Here is an 18403-nt window from a genome sequence, read left to right as displayed (position 1 = left end):
GATAATTAATAGTAAAATCGCAGAAAGTCGTAAGCACTCAAAAATTTCAGAAGAAAGGTGATAAAATGTTAACCGAAAAGCAATTATATTTAATCAAGTTGTTAGTAGAAGGTAACTTGAATGTAACGGAATCATTGAAAGAAGCTGGTGTAGCTACATCTACATATTACGACTGGAGACGTGACAACAAAACGTTTAAAGATGCTTATGATGATGCTGTAGAAGAACGTGTAAGAGAAGCTAAAAAAAGTATTCGTGCAGATGTGAAAAAGTATATCGATCGACTTGATAAGCTATCAGACACAGGAGCAAATGAAAACGCTCGTGTTAATGCGATTGCTAAACTTCTTACACTCGCTGAATTAGATCCAAAATTTACACAAGAAATATCCATCCAGACTAATGATGAAGGAAGCAAAAATTATATGCTCGAATTGTTAGAGAAGAAGCATAAGGAATAATAATTCTCTCTTTTTATTTTTTTAAAACTGTCTAGATAATATTATTATATAGACAGATAATAGCTGTAATGGTATGATTAAGACAATATATAAGCCATTAGAACACAATTATCTGTCGAGATAATAATATATACAGTTTGGAGGAATAAAAATGATTGAACAATTTAAAGAATATATAAGTGGTCAGTCTGATAATACGATTAAAAATTATGTTCGTAACCTTGAATTGTTTCTTGTTTGGCTAAAAGAAAGATACGATGAAGAAGATCCAACTAATATTATTGACAAAGATATAAAAGATTATCAACGCTTTCTATTAAATAGTGGGAAAGCAAGTTCTACTATATCAGCTTCCATGTTTGCTATTAGAAAGTATTGCTCATTCTTATCTGAAAAGGGTTATGCTGCATCAAATGTCGCTATGAGCGTTAAAGTAAACAAATCAGAGAGTGCAACAGCTCCCAATATTTTAAGTAAAGATGAATTCAATCGGTTCAGAAGAACAGTATTAACTTCTAATAATCTATTGTATATTGCAATTGTAGAAACACTTATGGCAACTGGTATTCGAGTGAATGAATTAACTTCTTTAGAATTAAACGATTTAATATTATCGGATCGAAAAGGAAAATTATTTGTCCGAAACGGAAAAGGAAACGTATCGAGAACTATCCCATTGAACAATGATGCAAGGAAGGCACTGGTTGACTACTTAGATGTTAGGAAAGAGGTAGACAGCGAAAGGGTGTTCATTGGTCAACGTGGAGTCATGACAGATGATGGAGTAAGAAAGCTCATAGATAGACTGAAGAAGAAAGCAGGCATGGAGCATCTAGTTATTACACCGCACCTATTCAGACACCAACTAGCTACTGAGCTGATACGTAACAAGAAACAAGACTTAGTACTAGTAAAGGACATACTAGGTCATGCAAACATAAGCACACTACATGTATACAGTAAGAGTACAGAAGAAGAACAAGCAGAAGCATTAGAGAATCTATACGACTAATCTCTTTCAAGGATTATCCTTCTCCATTTGGATAGTCTTTTTATTTTGGATAAGATGAATAGATTGTATGTATCGGATTAGATAAATAGAATATACGTTCTGATTGATGAAGAGTTAGTAAACGAAGGGGTGGGGGTACATACTTTTGAAAATGAAAAACGTGTCGTACTACGACTCATAAATTTTCGCACCATTTTTAAACTTTTGAATATCAACTAGGTAATTAAAAACATCTTATTTTTAGGTTATTCCCTTTCCTAATTATTGGGTGTTTTTAATTGGCTAGTTTTTTAATGTCATAAAATAGGGGAGTTATAAATGTTATGCAATTTATGGAAGTATTCAAACACACATTACGCACTTTACATCACAGATAAAAAAGTTATGCAATCTATTAATCGTTACTATCTCAAAAAAGGATTCAAGGAGATGGCTACATATCAAAAGGATAACAAAATTATCGCACGGCAATATTTGATTCCAGTTAATCAACTAAGAACAGCAAAACGATTAGAGAAAGTTGGTAATGAATAATTGGTGTATATGGTCGTATTTTAAAAATATCAATCAATTCTAGGATGCACCCTAACAAATACATCAGAACAATAATATCAGTGCTTAAATCGAATGAAATGTTATAAATCCTACCAATTACACCTCAGAAAAGGATGTTGTTATATTTAAAATGAAATCACTAAATAAGAAAGAAACAGAATTACTATTTCAACACTTAAAATTCCATTTTAATGATGAACAAATTAAAGAACTAATATCTAATTTTTCTTTAACTGGATCGAATGGATTGCGAAAAATGTTAGGAGCGATTGATTTATCCTATTTTGCTAAAGCGTATTTCCCTAAATACTTCAGCAAACCATTTAACCAGTTTCATACATCATTAATGGAAGAGTTAAATTGGCTACTTGAGAAAGAAGGAAAGCGAATGGTTGTAGGTGTTCCTAGGGGTTATGGAAAATCCACTTTATCCTCATTTTTATTTCCACTTAATATCCTTCTATATAAAAAGCTTCAATTCATATTACTTGTATCAGCAACTGAAGATACTGGAATTCCTTTTCTAAGCATGATAAAAGATGAGTTGGTTTCTAATGATGCCATTATTGAAGATTTTGGGAGGATGAAGCAACCTAATAATAAATGGTCATTTAATGAGGTTCATTTAGCTAATGATACTTGTATTACTATTAGAGGAATTGATGGTTCAATACGAGGAATTCGCTACAAAGAGCATCGTCCTGAATTGATTTTATGTGATGATTTAATCAAAGATCAGGTAGCAGAATCAGATAGCGGTAGAGAAAACCTTGCAAATACTTATAAAGATTCCCTATTAAATTCTGGAACAGAAAATACTCGTGTTTTGGTAGTTGGTACTGTATTACATTCGGAGGATATACTTTCAGAATTACTTAGTCCTGAAACTACAGGGTACAAACAACTATTCTTCCAGTCTATTTTACAATGGGCAGAACGTTCAGACTTATGGGCTGAATGGAGAAAAATTTATACATCATTAGAGGACAAGCATAGAGAAGAAACAGCTTACAATTTCTTTCTTACTAGTCAATCTGAAATGCTAAAAGGTACTCGTGTTTTATGGGATGAAAAATTTGATTACTACTTTCTTATGAAGAAGCTAGTTGACGATGGAGAATCATCCTTCTATAAAGAATTAATGTGTCAGCCGAGGGGAGCAGATGATTACATCTTCCAAAACATTCAATACTTCAATGGAATGCCTAATCTATCAGAATGTAATTTAGTTATGTTTGTTGATCCAGCAATGGGTAAGTCGCAAAGTAAAGGGGACTTTTCTGCTATCACAATATTAGCAAAGCAGAAGGTCACAGGTTATAAATATATTGTTGATGGAACAATCAAGCGTATTACACCAGATAAATTGATTGATTTAATTATCCAAAAGGTGAAGCTATATGAGGATTATTTGGATGTATTGGCATTTGAATCTACACTCTTCCAAGAATACATATTAGAAGATTTAAAGAAACGATTGAAAGCAGAAGGCATCTATTCGATTCGTATTATTCCTGTGAAACCAAGAAATAAAAAGGAAGTAAGAATCATGCAATTACAACCTGATATAGCTAACGGTATCATCAAATTTAATCGAGACAGTCAAGAATATAATTTACAGATTAAAGACTGGAATCCTAAAGCTCGCCATGATGATGCAGCCGACTCCTTAGCAGGTGCTTGGGAGATAATTGAAAAAGTGAAAAAGCCTAAACAAGTAATGCCCAAGCCTTCATGGCTATGAGGTGTTTTTTTATGCTCAAATTTAGAAAGGAGATGACAGATTGAATATAAATTTTAAAGACAATCGACATTTGCGATATAAGCGTATGTGGGATTTGTATAGAAATAAGCCACAATTCAAGCGAACGGATGGAAAATATATTCCTATTGCACTAGCTTCAGAAATTGCTAAGTTATTTAGGGATCTAAGTTTTAGGGATAATATTAACGCAACAGTCAAGGATAATCCTGAGACTAATCAAATGATTGACCGTTTAATTTATGAGAATGATTTTAATTCCATTTTATCTGAAGCAAGTATCACCGTAGCGGTTAAAGGTGGGGCAGTATTTAAGAATTATCTTGATGAAGGTAAAAGTAAAATCACATTTATTCAGCCTGACTACTATTTTCCTGATGTCGATCCATTTGATAAGCGGAAAACAGTGAAAGAAACAATTGCTTTCCCTGTAACAGAAAATGGTGAACAGTTCTTATATAGAGAAATCTACGAGAAACGCAATGGGGAATACTGGTGTATCACAAAGAAAAGCGTATTCACCAACAATGAGTTAGGTGCTGATATAGGAAAGGTTACAGAAGTTAATACTCGCCTCACAGAAAGCCCATTAACCTATATTCCATTTAGTAGACATAACGGTGACACATTTGGATATTCATTATACTTCGGATTAGAACCGTTATTTGAGGAATACAATTGGCGAGTTAGTCAAATTTCTAAAATATTAGATAAGCATTCTAATCCATCCATTATAGGTTCTCCAAGCTTACTGGATTTTGACGGAAACTTTCAAAAAGGAGAAAGTGGCTTGTATATTCCAGTGGATGATGGAGAGGTGAAACCTTCTTATCTAACTTGGGAATCACAATTAGAGGCTAATAGATGGTATTTAGAGGAAGTAATCATGAAGATGCTCCACTATCTATCTCCATTAAATTCCAATTTGTACGGATTAACCAAAGAATCTGCAAATAGTTCCAGTTTATCAATAAAGTTGAAGGCTTTCAGAACGTCAACTGTTATTGAAAACAGTTTGAAATATTTTGAGCATGGTATTAAGAAAATTCTACATCAAGCACAACAATTAGAAGTCTTAGCAGGAGCCAAATATGAGCCGGTTATTCCATCTATTGAGATGACTGCATCGATGCCAGAAGATAACTTCACAAAAGCACAAGAAGAGCAATTAAAAGTTGTATCTGGACTTTCTTCCGCTAAATCATCTATTGCTCGTTTGAATCCTCATTATACTTCAAAAGAAGTAGAGGACGAATTCCTTGAAATTATTAACGAAGAGAACGAGCGTGACCGATTAAGTTTTCGGAGTGATATTTAATGGAAGAAAAAGAATATGAATCCATCGAACAGATTGATGAAGATACAGATAAGCTTATCTCTAAATATCGGATTGCGTACACGACTATTTTGGCTTTACTCATAAGACAAATAGATGAGGAAATGAATGATAGGCAAACTAAAAAGCTACTTAAAGAAGTCAATCTGATTCTAGTTGGTTTAGATGAGGAAGCAAAAGTTTTCCTGAAAAGTGTATTTCCACAATATTATTTGTTTTCCTTAAAAAATATTGACTCCTTAGCTATTCAAATTAGTGATGTTAAGAAACTTTCCCGTGCTGAACATGCCATTCATAAAGAAGCGCTTAAAAGGGCAACAAACGACTTGTATAACGACTTAGATAAAAATACACGATATTTGAGCCGTGAAGCAAAGAAAATCATACGTGATAACGCTCAATCATTAATCACAGCAATGATCGAAGGTGGGGATTCATATATCACTGTCAAGAAGAAGTTGAGAGAGCAACTACTCGCAAATGGTATTTCATCTTTTAAGGATGCTGGTAGCAGAGTATGGAAAATAGATAGGTATGCTGATATGGTGATTAGAACTAAAAGCAGGATTCTGCACAACGAAGGTACACTGAACAGACTAAAAGAGTATCAAGAAAAGTATGCTGAAGAAGGTGCATACAGTGAAAACTTTGACTTGATACAGATTAGCAAACATGGCGCTGCTGATTGGTGTAGGTATTATGAGGATATGGTGTTCTCAATAAGTGGAGAGAGTAAGAACTATCCTTCTATAGAAACGCTTCCTAATCGTCCATACAACATACTTCATCCAGGTTGTAAGCATATTTTTCTTGCCTATATGTCAGCTTTAATGGGCAAGGGTGAAACTGTCAATAATAAATATCAAAGCTTATCAATGAAAGAATTAAATAAGATTGACTATGAATCACTCAAAAAGAAATGATTATGTTTCTAATTGACGTGTTTTTATTATGTTAAAAATCCAACTCGTGGACTAAACCACGTAAAAAAATGTGAAAGGATGAATTAATAAATGGCAGAAGAAATCAAAGATACAGAGGAAATCGTTGAAGAGGTTGAAACTGAGGAAGTCGATTCGTCAGCTGAAGACGTTAACACAGATCCGACTGAGGAAGTAGAAGTTATTGAAGAAACTGAATTAGAAGAAGGAAAAGCAGTTCCATATAAACGCTTCAAGGAAATTAATGATAAGTATAAAGAAGTGAAAGATGAGCTTGATAAGTTAAAAAATAGTGACCATGAAGTTGAATCTGAAACAGAAAATCCAGAAGTTAATGATGAAATAGTTAAACCACTTCAATTAAAAGTTTCTCAATATGAGGCACTCTTTCAACAAATGTATCAATCGAAACTAGAGCAAGTACCAGAAGCATTCAAGGATTTAATTCCTAATGTCGATGATGTTGCTAAATTGGCTTGGATTGAATCAGCTATTGTAAATGGGTTATTTACCATGAATAAGCCTCAAGATTTTGGCGGATTAGGTGCTAACCCAGTTCCTCCAACAATCACAAAGGAACAGTTTATGAAAATGACTCATCAAGAAAAAGTAAAACTTAAGCATGAGGATGAAAACTTATACAATCAATTGCTTAAATAATAGAGTAGTGGCTCAACCACAAACATAAAAATTACAATTAGAAAAGGATGTTTTTAAAAATGACAACAACAAAATTAGCGAACTTAGTTAACCCAGAAGTAATGGCGGATATGATTTCTGCTGAATTGGAAAAGAAAATCAAATTTGCTCCACTTGCACGTATTGATAAAACACTTGTAGGACAAGCAGGGGATACAGTAACAATCCCTAAATATGCATATATTGGAGATGCGGATGATCTTACTGAAGGTATCGCAATGGGTACAACAGTACTTTCTGCATCTACTCAATCAGTTACAATTAAACAAGCAGGTAAAGCGGTAGAAATTACTGATAAAGCGGCACTGTCAGGATACGGTGATCCAGTAGGAGAAGCAGAGAAACAACTTGAAACGTCAATTGCAGCTAAAGTTGATAATGACTGTGTGGAAGCATTCAACGGTGCAACACTTACACATGATGCTTCCACTGTAGCGATCTCATATGATTCAATTGTAGATGCGCTTGATAAGTTCGAAGAAGAAGACGACGAGCCGAAAATCTTGTTCATTCATTCACTTCAAAAGTCAGCTATTCGTAAGAACCCAGATTTCATTAAGTCTGTACCGAATGCTTTCATGACAGGAGTAATTGGTGAAATTGCAGGATGTCAAGTGGTTGCATCCAACAAAGTTCCTAAGACTGCTGGAGTTTACACTAACTTCATCGTTAAAGAAGGTGCACTTGCAATCTATTTGAAACGTGATGTAATGGTTGAAAGTCAGCGAGATATCCTTGCCAAAACAACAGTTATCTCAGCAGATGAGCACTATGTAGCTGTAGTTGAAGACGAGTCCAAACTAGTTAAATTGAAAACAAAAGCATAATATTAGCGGAAATATATAATCTGAGAGGGGATTTGTTCCCTTCTCATTTTAATGGAGGAGGTCTACAAATTGTTGCTTAGAAGACGGCATGAAACAATAGTTAAGAAAATAAAAGTTGGAAAAGATGAAGATAAGCAGACACCAAAGAAGGTGACTAAAAATGTCAGTCGACCTATATGATGCAGATGCTTATTTATCCATGCATGTTGAAAAAGTAGCATGGGAGTCATTGTCTGACGACATGGACAGAAAAAATTCCCTGCAAATGGCTGAAAACTATATCAATGCAGCGTTTGAGTTACGTGAAGATGTTAAAGAGAAATCCATCTATCTTTATGCAGTTTGTGAGCAAGCTATTCATCTACTTGTATTCGATAAAGAGCGTTTAATACTTCAGCGTGAGGGTGTATCTTCTTATAAATTTGAAGATATGAGCTTTCAAATGGACATCTCTTTTATTTCTCCAATAGTATCGACATTTTTAAAGAAACACTCATTCAAAAAGTTGGGTAAAATCATATGATTACTCTATACCAAGATTGCACAATTTATGAAATTGGTAGGGATGGATATGGCAAATCGATTAAAAAGAATGAGCAGGATGTTAAGTGTCGTGTGAAAGAGAAGTATCAACTAGTTAAAGATAAATCAGCACAAGAAGTAGTATCTCAATTGGAGTTCACTCTTCCTGCTGATATTTCCTTTAAAGTTGATGATAAGGTTGAATATGACAATAAGGAACATGCAATTATCTCTCAAAAAATTACTAGAAATACAATTGGCGAAGTTGTAAAGCAGGTGATTTATGTATGAGAACTATGAAAATTGAAGATTTTGGCGATGAGTTACAAAGGTTAGCTATGGATGCAGTTACAAACATTGAAAAAGGAATAAATGAAGTAGCAGAAGATTTGTTATCTGCTAGTCAAAAACTTGCACCATTGGATGAAGGTGGATTAATGGAAAATGGAACGGTAGAACCAGCTATTAAATCAAATGGAGCAATTACAGCTAAAGTTGGATACAACAAAAAGTATGCTCTACGTATGCACGAAGGATTCTATAATCTGGGAGCAACTTCAGCAAGAAAGTCTGGTTTTGACGGTATGACCGTTGGGCGTAAGTTTTTATCACAACCTATTACAGCTTACAGTCAAAAGTACATGAAGCACATATTAGATAAAATGGTGGGTGATTATTCATGAACGAAATTAAAATTCCATTTGGTTTGTGCGAGATCACATATGATGATATGAAACTTCCAGCTATGGCAGATGAGGGTGTATTCTCGGCTATTCCAACTTATACAAAAATGTTTGGTGGAGCATTAAATGATGTAAACGGTTATATTTTGGAATCGTATGAAGTGACCTTTAAAGTGTCTGTTAATGATGAGTCCTATGAAACATTAAAGCTAATGCAAACGTTGGAAACACATGAAGATGGTCTTTATGATGATCCTTCTAACTTTGATATAGAAGGAAAAAGATTGATTATTCATCCATTCGATGCAGTTGACAAAGAGTTTGATATTTGTATTTGGAATGCTTACATTTCACCAGAAACTGGATTTAAACGCACATATAAGAAGGAAACAGATGAATTTGAAATAGTATTTATTGGGACGAGAGTTAAGAATAAATCTAATCCACACATGAATAATACATACTTTTTTATTGGCGATTGGGAAAAGGTAGGTGGATATAATGCTTAAAGTGGTAGCTGATTATATTGCTTCAAACATTAAGGAGCAAGCACTCATATTTAGTGAAAATTTATTCATTAACTTCTATCCTGAACAACCTAATTTAATTGTTAGTGTCATTGATTTAGGTGGATATCCTCCTGATTTATATGCACCAACAAGAGAAAAGGTAATTGAGATAAAATTTAGAGCACCAACTCATGATGAAGGTAGTAAGCTAGGAAATGAAATATTAACGTTATTCCATTCTAAAGAGAATTACAACCTTGACGGATTAAGAGTTATGCATAGCTATGCCAGAACAGATGTGAACTATCTATATGCCGATTCTAACGAGAATGAAGAGTTCTCAATGGAGTTGGTTTTTTTAATTGTACAAAAATAAAAAATGAAAAGGAATGATTATAGATGAGTGAAATTAAAGTAGGTTTCGGTTTGGCAGATATTAAGGTAGGCGGCTTAGATATTGGTTTACAGGGTGATGGAGCAACGTTTACCGCAGAGCCGAACTATTTAGATGTAGAAACGTATGAGCTTGGTTTATATGATCTATATCTTGATTCGTGGAGCGTAAAATTAAAAGTTGTGTTCCAAGAGGAAGGGTTTGAAAAGTTAAAAATGGCTTTGCCAGCACTTCAAGAGTTGAAAGAAGATGGTGAAGTTGTCGGTATGACAGATGGACGTATCCATCAGCGTGTAAGGGATAAAGCACAAGAAATTACAATCCATCCAAAAGATGCAGGGGAAGACACGGATTATGATATTACTGTTTTCAAAGCCTATCCAACTGGTGCATTTGAGAGAGCTTACGGTAAAGAAGTAGTTAAATATGAAGTTGAATTCATTGGTCTACCACGCACGGGTGATGGCTCAACAGGTGGTAACTACTTCCGAATTGGACAAGAAGGAACGGATTAAGCATTAATAACGAGCTAAAATAACACAACTTGAAGGAGACGATATAAATGATAAAAGATAAATTACCTATTAATTTTAATGGTGAAGATTTTGAAATTAGGAAGATTCCAGTGAGACGTATTGGAGCATTAGCAGCTACTTTGAGCAATCTTCCAGAAGTATTCAAAGAAGTATTTATGAATGATTTAGGAGAGGCTAGAGATTTGGATACATCCGTTTTGTTAGAGAAAGCGCCAAAGTTGATTATGCAAGCATCTGAAACGCTTCCTCCATTTTTAGCAGTTGCATCGGAAATTGATTTAGAGAAAATTCTTGATGGTGGATTGGATGATCTAGTTTTGTTAATACAAACAGTTTTACAAATTAACAACTTTGAAACAATTGTGAAATACCTAAAAAACTTCATGAAGGCTCAGTAAACAATAATACTGAGTCAGATTCGGAAAAAATTACAGAGTCAATATTTACATTGCTTCAACGGCAAATGTTACATATTGTTCACCTTTATGCGAATGAATATGGTTGGACTCGTGATTACATTTTAGACAACGTATACATAGATGAACACATATTAAATCAAGAAATCATAGATGATAATAAACAACAAGAATGGCTCATGAAGTCTTATATTAGCTTGCTTCCAAATTATAAAGATGATGATAGACAAAAATTCTTGAAGTCATTAACTAAAGAGGAAGAACACAAGTCAATAAAAGAGAATCAGAAAACTGATTTTGATGCCATTAGACGAGCTAAAGAACAAATGAAAAATATGTAAATAGAAGAGGGGAATGTCCATTCACATTGGATGTTCCCCTTTTTTTGCATCTTAAAAATAGAAATGGGAAGTGATGAAATGTCACAACAATATAGTATAGTTGCAAATATCGTTGCTAAAACTGATCAGTTTGTAAATGCAATGAATGATGCTAGTAACAAGAGTAATGAACTTGCTAAAAACTTTGCTGATAAGACTAAAGCAATCGGTGATGGATTTACAAAAGTTGGTAAGAGTCTAACTGCAAAAGTTACGCTTCCATTGGCTGCAGTTGGAGCACTTGCAGTGAAATCTTCTATGGATTTTGAATCAGCATTTGCTGGAGTAAGAAAAACGGTAGATGCAACAGAAGAAGAGTTTACAGCACTATCAGATGGAATCCGTAACATGGCAAAAGAAATTCCAGCAGCAGCTACAGAAATAGCAGGAGTTGCAGAAGCAGCAGGGCAACTAGGTATTAAGAAAGAAGCGATTTTAGGCTTTACTCGTACTATGGTTGACCTTGGAGTTGCAACAAATATGAGCAGTGAAGAGGCAGCTACTGCACTAGCAAGGCTTGCAAATATTACGGGAATGAATCAAGCGGACTTTGATAAACTCGGATCTTCCGTTGTAGCTCTAGGAAATAATTTTGCTACTACTGAGGGTGAAATTGTTGCAATGGCTTTGCGCTTATCAGGAGCAGGATCTCAAATTGGCATGAGTGAAGCAGATATTTTAGGATTGTCTGCAGCTTTAAGTTCTGTTGGGATTGAAGCTGAAATGGGTGGTTCGGCTTTAAGTAAAGCAATGATAAGAATGCAAGTTGCAGCTACTACAGGTTATTCAAAGATGAACGAGCTTACAGATAAGACAGGTTATTCAATTAGAGAATTGCAATTAATGGCTTCCAATACCCCCAAAGCTTTTACCTTATTAGCAGAATCATTGAGTATGACTAAGTTGGAGTTAACATCAATGATTAAAGCAGGAGCAGATTTAGAGAGTTTTTCTAAAATAGCAGGTACTACTTCTGATCAATTTGTGAAGATGTTTCAAGACGATGCAGTTGGAGCATTAGGTGCTTTTATCAATGGATTAGGAAATGCTGAAGCAGCAGGAGATACTGCAATCAATATGTTAGAAGAAATGGGGATTTCTGAAGTAAGACTTCGAGACTCATTATTGCGTGCAGGTAATGCAAGTGAACTATTCTCAGATGCTATTGATCTATCAAATAATGCATGGAAAGAAAATGTTGCATTGACGAATGAAGCAGAAGAACGTTATAAAACTACTACATCACAATTTACAATATTTCTAAATTTATTAAAAGATTTAGGTATAACTATCGGTGGCATCATCGTACCATTGTTAGTAAAGATGATGGAAAGTTTAAAGCCTGTAATTGAAAAGTTTGCAAATATGAGCGAGACGACTCAAAGGACAATAATCATTTTTGGAGGTATCGTTGCCGCAATCGGTCCTTTACTATTAATTTTTGGTACATTAATAAGTTCTATCAGTTCTATCAGTTCTATTGTTTCTTTCTTCGGAGTATTGAGTGGAGCATTAGCAGCAGCAGGAGGAGCATCGGCAGTTTTTGGTGGAGCATTAGCATTATTAACGGGTCCGATCGGACCCGTTAATAATATTAGGTATTACAGCATTGACTGTTGGTACTGTTGCATTGGTTAAATACCTTAAACAAGACGCTTTGCAAGAAGTTGATAGATTCGGAGATAGCTTGGAGGGAGTCTCAGATTCAACGAAAGTAGCATTAGAAGGATTCTTTAATTTATCTGATGGAGTTAGTAAATCGTTGTCAGAAATGCACATAACCTCTTCACGAGTTACACAGGAAATGGCGACAGATTTAGTAGGGAAATATGAAGGAATGAATAAGCAAATTGTGGAAGGGCTAAATACTAGACATATTCAAGAAATGGATAGTATGAAAAATTTCTTCCTGAATTCATCCGTTCTAACCGGTGAAGAAGAAGCTAAAATATTGGAGAAAAAACAGCAAACGCATGATAAAGAAATTGAGCTTGAAGAATATAAAAAGAAACGTATTACAGAAATATTGCAATTAGCAGCTGATGAAAACCGTGCTCTCACTGAACGAGAATATGAAGTAATTAATAATATTAACCAACAAGCACAAGACCAAGCGGTTAAAGTGTTGAGTGCAAGTGAAATGGAACAAAAAATAATCATGGTACGTTTGAAAGAAACAGCTAGTATTGTATCAGCACAACAAGCGGCAGAAGTTGTCAAGAATAGTGCTATGCAACGTGATAAATCTGTTAAAGAAGTAAATGCTCAATACGATGAAACTGTTGCTCAAATTATTCGTATGCGTGACGAAACTGGAGTCATATCAGCAGAACAAGCAGATAAATTAATCGCAGAAGCAAAAAAACAACGTGATGAATCGGTAAAATACGCTGAAAATATGCATAAGGATATTGTCTCTGAAGCAAAGAAACAAGCAGGAGAACACGCACAAACTGTGGATTGGGAAACAGGAGAGATTCTTTCTAAATGGGCAGTATTCAAGAATAAAATGAAGCAAACGTTTGAGGAAACAAATAAAGCAATTTCCGATAAATGGAATCAGATGAAGACTGATACTGCGAACAAAACAATTGAGATATTAACGGCTACGAAATCGAAATTCGATGAAATAAAAACCGCTATAACAAAGCCAATAGAAGATGCTAGGGATAAAGTGAAAAATGTTATAGATAGTATTACAGGATTCTTCTCCAACATGAAACTAAAAATTCCTGAAATTAGTTTACCAAAGCTACCGAAGTTTAATTTGACAGGTAGTTTCTCATTGAGTCCTCCATCTGTCCCAAAAATAGATGTGAGTTGGAATGCTCAAGGTGGTATTTTCAACAAACCGACTATTTTTGGAACAGCTAATGCAGGTTTACAAGGGGTAGGGGAAGCTGGAGCCGAAGCAATTCTTCCATTGAATAGGAAAACATTTGCAGGTATTGGAAAAGGTATTGCTGAATATTTGAATTTTAGTGGACAACAGATTCAAACTGAAAACTATTACTTCAATTTTAAAGTAGATAAGATGGTTGGGGATGAAGCTGATGTTAAATCATTTAGTAATCAAATTGCTAATACACTAAAACGAGAGAGAGGGATGAGAAGGTAATTTACACCATTCAACTAATACATAATGTTATCAATTCTATTCAAATGTGAGTGATACATAATAATATTTCCCCACTTTCTATATTTTGATTGTGGGGATTTTTTTGACTTAATTAATTTAATAATTTAATATAACCTGCTTAAACATGTACATAACGTTATGTGATTTGATTCCATGGATTACATTGTGACATATCAAAATTATATCAATAAAACACTTATAATATCAGATTCCTGTTATATAACGACTAACAAGCAAAAGATACCTCCTAAACATAGATAATTACTATGTGCAGTCGCTAAAAGTGTTATATTAATATAATTTTAGTGATCAGCCAAAACACCGATAGACAGTGGACATAGAGCTTGTCACGTTTTATTTACGACTTATGAACGATGTCGTATATTTTGCGATTAAAAACAAGTTAATATAGAAGAAATTTATTAATTGGGGGAGTATAAAAACATCGTAAAAAGTTTTGAAATATTGGAAACAAGTCCAAGCACTTACACTCACACAGAATAAGTACAGCATTCGTTTTGATTCTACTATTAATGAATAAATAAAAAATGGATATTAATTACAAAAAGACTAATCAGAGTACATTATCAAGATAGCCTACTTTATATCATTTAAGTAATTGTAATACACTTTCTGATTGCTGATTTGATTGAGCTAGCATAGATTGTGCAGCTTGAGTTAAGATGTTATTTTTAGTGAATTCCATCATTTCTTTTGCCATATCGGTATCTCTAATGCGGGACTCGGCAGATTGCAAATTTTCGGAAGTATTCATAACGGAATTATAGGCATGTTCAAGTCTATTTTGATAAGCTCCAAATTTACCACGTTCCGATGATACTTTCGCTATTGCTTCATCAATCTTTGATATTGCTGATTCTGCACCTTGTCTTGTTGAAAGATCAATATTATCTATACCTAGTGCTGTTGTTCGAACATCAGAAAGTTCAATTGAAACTGAATCTCTAGAATTAGCTCCGGTTTGGAACGAAAGAAGTGGAGATAATATGTTATTAGACTCGGCATTAGTATTTGTTATTTGCTTTCTTGCATAGAATACCCAAAGTAACTCGGTATCTTCGTTTAGAGTAGGTAAAAACTCTGGATAATCTGTTAAATCTTCAGAATTTGCATTTTTTACAGAATGATCTGGATCAACTTTTCCAAAATCATCAATATAACTAGCACTATGAAGCTTGCCGAAAATTTCTAGTTGATCGTACCCTTCTATACCATTTAGCTTTACTCCTGTTATATTGTTTCTAGGTTCAAGTTGCCCAAGGTGCTTAGCGATACTTTGAAATAATTGAGTTGGATTAACATCAAGGCTTTTAAAAATATATTCTTCAAACAAGCTATTATTTGGTGGACTCCAAGTTATTCCATCGTTAAAAGAACTAACGGGGATTTCTATTGTATGGGTGACGCCATCAGTTATTTCATAAATTGTAATGCTCTTTGCTTTAGTAATATCCACTACTGATAAATCGGCCTCGTAATCAGTTACTTCTAATGATGTTGTTACAGTTGTGCTTTCCGGTATATTTAACAAGTTAATTCCATTAAATTCGGTATTATTGGCAATTTCATTTATACCTTGTTTAATCTGTTCAACTTCTTTCTGAATCAGTTTTCTATCCTCATCTGTCAGAGTATCGTTAGCAGATTGAATAGCAAGTTCTCTCAATCTTATTAAATTAGGATTTTGGATATTTCCTAAACCACCTTCAGCAGTTTGTATCAAAGAAATTCCATCTTGTATATTCTTTCCTGCCATATTTAAACCTCGAATTTGACCACGCATTTTCTCAGAAATAGCTAGACCAGCAGCATCATCCCCGGCACGATTAATCCTAAATCCAGATGATAGCTTTTCTAAACTTTTCGCGGTCTTTTCTCTATTAATTTTTAATTTATTGTTCGTATTTAAAGATGAAATATTATGCTTAATAATCATTAAAATAACCCCTTTTATATACTCTTAAATTATATCGGTATTTTAGTTGGAACTTTTAACATATTATTCAAGTAAAATGGATAATTAATCCGAGTATTTTTGCTTTAATATTGGGTTAGATGATTTCTGCTTATATACAAAAAAATTATAATATGTAAAATCTTTTCGTAATGGTACAGTATAACTACGTTAATAGGCGATAAATGGAATGGTGGTGATGAATTTTTATGGATGAAATGAGTTACGGAGATAAAATATTAGAATAGAGAAAATAAGAAGGTAAGGAGATGTGGGAATGCTAATTAAAGATATGGTTGAGAGTAAAATTACTAAAGTTCAGGTAACTGAATTAAATGAACCAAACATAAAATTAATAGCTCAAGCTTTCTATGACTTAATTAAAAATAATCAATCATTTAACTCGAAGAGTTAGTATAATTAACACTGACTCTTCTCTTTATTTGCTTTATTCAAATAAATGTAATAGTCATATATAGAATTACTTAAATTCTTCTAAATAATAGATTTACACATACATTTATGATGAAAATTATAATATCCTTGGCTATATCTTTTATTGAAAGGGTGGTGTAAATGAAACAAAGAATAAACTTATATGTGGATGATTTAAGGGATTGTCCGGATGGATTTGAATTGGCTAGAACATTTAATGAAGCCATTAGTTTCTTTGATAACTTTGAAATTGATATCCTATCGCTTGACCATGATTTAGGGGAAGATACAGACGGTACATTATTACCAACTGGGTATGACTTCGTTAAATGGTTTTGTGAACAAGGATTGAAAGTAAATAAAGTATATCTTCACACTGATAACCCTGTTGGAAGAGAAAACATGTATCAGACTCTTTTAGGAGCTAGGAAAAGAGGATTTATAGATAGCGATATAAAAATTTATCATTATCCAATAACCCCTAATAAATATTCGGGATAACCGACTTTTTTAAATAATGTAGATTATTGAATCAAGTATGGAATTAATGGGAGGATGGATTTTCTTGAGAGCTAAAAATCAAATTCAAATTAGAAGCACACATCAAAATTATAAAAAAGATTCAATTGAAGCTGAAACGAAAGCAGTTGCTACATTAAAGGAATTGCTTGGTACAATTATGTATGATTATTATAAACAGAATAAAGATAAGTACAGACATATTAAGGCATAGTTAGAGGGAGATTTGTTAGGGTGTACGAATACATTCATCTGAATGAAAATTAAACAATTGAGAAGAGGTGCAATATGGAGGATTATTCAATTTTGTATGATAAGAAAATAAAGGAAGCACAGGAAAGAGGTTTAGTTGGATCGGAAAAAAGGTTAAAGAAATGGAAGGAAGAAGGCAGAAAAATAAAAATAACTAAATTGTCGAACGGTCAAAAAGTAACCGAAATAGGAGAGATTAATGTGAAAAGACTTGTTGAGGTTGCACTGGAATTAATAAAAGAAGGCTGATTTTTAAGTAAGGAAGTGTCGAAACATGAAGATAACAACATCAAAAGAAGTACATGAGCGATTTAAAAAAGAACTTATTGAAAATGTTCCTAAGGAATTCTTAGTTAAGTTAATGACTGAGATAGATAAGTTTAATTTGAAGGTGGCAAGAAAGAACAACAAAATGTAACAAAAGTATGTTTTGAAAAATATACAAAGTAGATTATAAAATTAGGAGTGTGGCTTAATTGCTATGCTCTTTTTATTTACTTATTTAATAGGAAGAGTTTCAGTAAATATTATTATATATTGTTACTGGAATAGATTGACACTGACTATTCTCTACGGTAAAATTAGCAACAAATACAACGAGCGGAATGCAGTAAATAGAAGAAAGTTCATATCAACTAATTAATTTAGAAATCCCTTTATATCAACTCTTACACTGTGCATCATTTGAAAAGTAAGCCTACTAATAGTGAATTTATCGCAATGATTGCAGACAAAATTCGAATGGAGAATATGGCTAGCTGAAAGAGGATTTAAACCTTATTTGCACTGAACAAAGTGAATTGGGATAATGGTGTAAGAACCTATAAATAAACATTATTTTTTATTGATATGAAAACTTATCAGTAAGGGATGATGTTTTTTTGTTGGAGATAGATAAGTAATTTTAAAAATATTTCCTCATTTATCCTTTTTATTAAATAAAAGTATAATTAGCGGTATATAAGTTTTGAGTTTTAGTGAAATAATCCTTTTCTATAAAGATAAAAGCATACGAAATTACTGTTTTTATATACTTTTTCTATTGTTTCC

24 protein-coding genes and 1 pseudogene are annotated in these 18403 nt (G+C 33.5%); 24 read left to right on the top strand and 1 reads right to left on the bottom strand.

The features are described 5' to 3' along the window. Window positions 1-8 precede the first annotated feature (8 nt). The 18 genes from ACEPXD_RS10970 (at window position 9) to ACEPXD_RS10885 (ending at window position 14151) form a co-directional block, all read left to right on the top strand. Window positions 9-461 (top strand): phBC6A51 family helix-turn-helix protein, encoded by a 453-nt coding sequence (locus ACEPXD_RS10970; RefSeq protein WP_391123179.1) that lies wholly within the window; start codon window positions 9-11, stop codon window positions 459-461. A 151-nt stretch (window positions 462-612) separates the two neighbouring features. Beyond that, window positions 613-1473 (top strand): tyrosine-type recombinase/integrase, encoded by an 861-nt coding sequence (locus ACEPXD_RS10965; protein ID WP_391116000.1) that lies wholly within the window; start codon window positions 613-615, stop codon window positions 1471-1473. A gap of 318 nt (window positions 1474-1791) precedes the next feature. Continuing rightward, window positions 1792-2007, top strand: a complete 216-nt coding sequence (locus tag ACEPXD_RS10960) for a hypothetical protein (protein WP_391115999.1) — start codon at window positions 1792-1794, stop codon at window positions 2005-2007. A 151-nt stretch (window positions 2008-2158) separates the two neighbouring features. After that, complete coding sequence (gene terL, locus ACEPXD_RS10955) at window positions 2159-3772, top strand: phage terminase large subunit (RefSeq protein ID WP_391115998.1); 1614 nt, start codon at window positions 2159-2161, stop codon at window positions 3770-3772. 40 nt (window positions 3773-3812) lie between these two features. Then, on the top strand, window positions 3813-5108 hold the full coding sequence (locus tag ACEPXD_RS10950; protein ID WP_391115997.1) for a phage portal protein: 1296 nt from the start codon (window positions 3813-3815) through the stop codon (window positions 5106-5108). Beyond that, on the top strand, window positions 5108-6049 hold the full coding sequence (locus tag ACEPXD_RS10945) for a phage minor capsid protein (protein WP_391115996.1): 942 nt from the start codon (window positions 5108-5110) through the stop codon (window positions 6047-6049). The genes ACEPXD_RS10950 and ACEPXD_RS10945 overlap by 1 nt, the downstream gene beginning before the upstream one ends. Window positions 6050-6139: 90 nt before the next feature. Next, entirely contained in the window at window positions 6140-6727 is a 588-nt protein-coding gene (locus tag ACEPXD_RS10940; RefSeq protein ID WP_391115995.1) for a hypothetical protein, read from the top strand. A 59-nt stretch (window positions 6728-6786) separates the two neighbouring features. Continuing rightward, window positions 6787-7593: a N4-gp56 family major capsid protein gene (locus ACEPXD_RS10935; RefSeq protein ID WP_391115994.1), complete on the top strand. Its 807-nt coding sequence runs from the start codon at window positions 6787-6789 to the stop codon at window positions 7591-7593. Window positions 7594-7753: 160 nt separating this feature from the next. Further along, the gene (locus ACEPXD_RS10930; RefSeq protein ID WP_391115993.1) at window positions 7754-8116 is read left to right on the top strand and encodes a hypothetical protein; all 363 of its coding nucleotides are present in this window, start codon (window positions 7754-7756) and stop codon (window positions 8114-8116) included. Further along, window positions 8113-8406, top strand: coding sequence for a hypothetical protein (locus ACEPXD_RS10925; RefSeq protein WP_391115992.1), 294 nt, complete (start codon window positions 8113-8115; stop codon window positions 8404-8406). Before ACEPXD_RS10930 ends, ACEPXD_RS10925 begins: the two co-directional genes overlap by 4 nt. Then, window positions 8403-8798, top strand: a complete 396-nt coding sequence (locus ACEPXD_RS10920; RefSeq protein ID WP_391115991.1) for an HK97 gp10 family phage protein — start codon at window positions 8403-8405, stop codon at window positions 8796-8798. Before ACEPXD_RS10925 ends, ACEPXD_RS10920 begins: the two co-directional genes overlap by 4 nt. Next, window positions 8795-9307 carry a hypothetical protein gene (locus ACEPXD_RS10915; protein ID WP_391115990.1) on the top strand — a complete coding sequence of 171 codons (513 nt, stop codon included), beginning with the start codon at window positions 8795-8797 and terminating at the stop codon, window positions 9305-9307. Before ACEPXD_RS10920 ends, ACEPXD_RS10915 begins: the two co-directional genes overlap by 4 nt. Then, on the top strand, window positions 9300-9683 hold the full coding sequence (locus tag ACEPXD_RS10910) for a minor capsid protein (RefSeq protein ID WP_391115989.1): 384 nt from the start codon (window positions 9300-9302) through the stop codon (window positions 9681-9683). The genes ACEPXD_RS10915 and ACEPXD_RS10910 overlap by 8 nt, the downstream gene beginning before the upstream one ends. A 23-nt stretch (window positions 9684-9706) precedes the next feature. Beyond that, the gene (locus ACEPXD_RS10905; protein ID WP_391115988.1) at window positions 9707-10216 is read left to right on the top strand and encodes a hypothetical protein; all 510 of its coding nucleotides are present in this window, start codon (window positions 9707-9709) and stop codon (window positions 10214-10216) included. Window positions 10217-10263: 47 nt separating this feature from the next. Continuing rightward, window positions 10264-10635 (top strand): hypothetical protein, encoded by a 372-nt coding sequence (locus ACEPXD_RS10900; RefSeq protein ID WP_391115987.1) that lies wholly within the window; start codon window positions 10264-10266, stop codon window positions 10633-10635. A gap of 65 nt (window positions 10636-10700) precedes the next feature. Then, window positions 10701-10994, top strand: coding sequence for a hypothetical protein (locus ACEPXD_RS10895; protein ID WP_391115986.1), 294 nt, complete (start codon window positions 10701-10703; stop codon window positions 10992-10994). 78 nt (window positions 10995-11072) lie between these two features. Continuing rightward, a complete protein-coding gene (locus tag ACEPXD_RS10890) occupies window positions 11073-12671 on the top strand; it encodes a phage tail tape measure protein (protein ID WP_391115985.1) in 1599 nt (532 codons plus the stop codon). Beyond that, window positions 12664-14151, top strand: a complete 1488-nt coding sequence (locus ACEPXD_RS10885) for a hypothetical protein (RefSeq protein ID WP_391115984.1) — start codon at window positions 12664-12666, stop codon at window positions 14149-14151. Before ACEPXD_RS10890 ends, ACEPXD_RS10885 begins: the two co-directional genes overlap by 8 nt. Before the next feature lie 628 nt (window positions 14152-14779). Here ACEPXD_RS10885 and ACEPXD_RS10880 read toward each other — a convergent pair. Next, window positions 14780-16129 (bottom strand): flagellin, encoded by a 1350-nt coding sequence (locus ACEPXD_RS10880; protein WP_391115983.1) that lies wholly within the window; start codon window positions 16127-16129, stop codon window positions 14780-14782. A gap of 295 nt (window positions 16130-16424) precedes the next feature. On the opposite strand from ACEPXD_RS10880, the gene ACEPXD_RS10875 reads away from it, so the two are divergent. The 6 genes and pseudogenes from ACEPXD_RS10875 to ACEPXD_RS10850 form a co-directional block, all read left to right on the top strand. Next, window positions 16425-16562 carry a hypothetical protein gene (locus ACEPXD_RS10875; protein ID WP_391115982.1) on the top strand — a complete coding sequence of 46 codons (138 nt, stop codon included), beginning with the start codon at window positions 16425-16427 and terminating at the stop codon, window positions 16560-16562. 161 nt (window positions 16563-16723) lie between these two features. Then, window positions 16724-17083 (top strand): cyclic-phosphate processing receiver domain-containing protein, encoded by a 360-nt coding sequence (locus ACEPXD_RS10870; RefSeq protein WP_391115981.1) that lies wholly within the window; start codon window positions 16724-16726, stop codon window positions 17081-17083. A gap of 46 nt (window positions 17084-17129) precedes the next feature. Beyond that, on the top strand, window positions 17130-17315 hold the full coding sequence (locus tag ACEPXD_RS10865; RefSeq protein WP_391115980.1) for a hypothetical protein: 186 nt from the start codon (window positions 17130-17132) through the stop codon (window positions 17313-17315). Window positions 17316-17389: 74 nt separating this feature from the next. Further along, entirely contained in the window at window positions 17390-17602 is a 213-nt protein-coding gene (locus ACEPXD_RS10860) for a hypothetical protein (RefSeq protein WP_391115979.1), read from the top strand. A 25-nt stretch (window positions 17603-17627) separates the two neighbouring features. After that, window positions 17628-17771 (top strand): hypothetical protein, encoded by a 144-nt coding sequence (locus ACEPXD_RS10855; protein ID WP_391115978.1) that lies wholly within the window; start codon window positions 17628-17630, stop codon window positions 17769-17771. A gap of 251 nt (window positions 17772-18022) precedes the next feature. Next, window positions 18023-18115: pseudogene (locus tag ACEPXD_RS10850) on the top strand (sporulation transcription factor Spo0A); the annotation flags it as partial. Window positions 18116-18403 lie beyond the last annotated feature (288 nt).

It is taken from the genome of Psychrobacillus sp. L3 (assembly GCF_042945595.1).
In the GTDB taxonomy this organism is placed as follows: domain Bacteria; phylum Bacillota; class Bacilli; order Bacillales_A; family Planococcaceae; genus Psychrobacillus.
Note: the sequence above shows the minus strand (reverse complement) of the source record. Positions and strands in the feature narration are given on the sequence as shown.

Excerpts from the sequence above, each read along its gene's own strand:
- ACEPXD_RS10935 (WP_391115994.1), top strand. The coding sequence starts at position 6,787 with ATGACAACAACAAAATTAGCGAACTTAGTTAACCCAGAAGTAATGGCG.
- ACEPXD_RS10915 (WP_391115990.1), top strand. The coding sequence starts at position 8,795 with ATGAACGAAATTAAAATTCCATTTGGTTTGTGCGAGATCACATATGAT.
- ACEPXD_RS10925 (WP_391115992.1), top strand. The coding sequence starts at position 8,113 with ATGATTACTCTATACCAAGATTGCACAATTTATGAAATTGGTAGGGAT.
- ACEPXD_RS10855 (WP_391115978.1), top strand. The coding sequence starts at position 17,628 with ATGAAGATAACAACATCAAAAGAAGTACATGAGCGATTTAAAAAAGAA.
- terL (WP_391115998.1), top strand. The coding sequence starts at position 2,159 with ATGAAATCACTAAATAAGAAAGAAACAGAATTACTATTTCAACACTTA.
- ACEPXD_RS10865 (WP_391115980.1), top strand. The coding sequence starts at position 17,130 with ATGGGAGGATGGATTTTCTTGAGAGCTAAAAATCAAATTCAAATTAGA.
- ACEPXD_RS10920 (WP_391115991.1), top strand. The coding sequence starts at position 8,403 with ATGAGAACTATGAAAATTGAAGATTTTGGCGATGAGTTACAAAGGTTA.
- ACEPXD_RS10870 (WP_391115981.1), top strand. The coding sequence starts at position 16,724 with ATGAAACAAAGAATAAACTTATATGTGGATGATTTAAGGGATTGTCCG.
- ACEPXD_RS10875 (WP_391115982.1), top strand. The coding sequence starts at position 16,425 with ATGCTAATTAAAGATATGGTTGAGAGTAAAATTACTAAAGTTCAGGTA.
- ACEPXD_RS10860 (WP_391115979.1), top strand. The coding sequence starts at position 17,390 with ATGGAGGATTATTCAATTTTGTATGATAAGAAAATAAAGGAAGCACAG.
- ACEPXD_RS10880 (WP_391115983.1), bottom strand. The coding sequence starts at position 16,129 with ATGATTATTAAGCATAATATTTCATCTTTAAATACGAACAATAAATTA.
- ACEPXD_RS10965 (WP_391116000.1), top strand. The coding sequence starts at position 613 with ATGATTGAACAATTTAAAGAATATATAAGTGGTCAGTCTGATAATACG.
- ACEPXD_RS10945 (WP_391115996.1), top strand. The coding sequence starts at position 5,108 with ATGGAAGAAAAAGAATATGAATCCATCGAACAGATTGATGAAGATACA.
- ACEPXD_RS10910 (WP_391115989.1), top strand. The coding sequence starts at position 9,300 with ATGCTTAAAGTGGTAGCTGATTATATTGCTTCAAACATTAAGGAGCAA.
- ACEPXD_RS10900 (WP_391115987.1), top strand. The coding sequence starts at position 10,264 with ATGATAAAAGATAAATTACCTATTAATTTTAATGGTGAAGATTTTGAA.
- ACEPXD_RS10930 (WP_391115993.1), top strand. The coding sequence starts at position 7,754 with ATGTCAGTCGACCTATATGATGCAGATGCTTATTTATCCATGCATGTT.
- ACEPXD_RS10895 (WP_391115986.1), top strand. The coding sequence starts at position 10,701 with ATGTTACATATTGTTCACCTTTATGCGAATGAATATGGTTGGACTCGT.
- ACEPXD_RS10905 (WP_391115988.1), top strand. The coding sequence starts at position 9,707 with ATGAGTGAAATTAAAGTAGGTTTCGGTTTGGCAGATATTAAGGTAGGC.
- ACEPXD_RS10890 (WP_391115985.1), top strand. The coding sequence starts at position 11,073 with ATGTCACAACAATATAGTATAGTTGCAAATATCGTTGCTAAAACTGAT.
- ACEPXD_RS10960 (WP_391115999.1), top strand. The coding sequence starts at position 1,792 with ATGTTATGCAATTTATGGAAGTATTCAAACACACATTACGCACTTTAC.
- ACEPXD_RS10940 (WP_391115995.1), top strand. The coding sequence starts at position 6,140 with ATGGCAGAAGAAATCAAAGATACAGAGGAAATCGTTGAAGAGGTTGAA.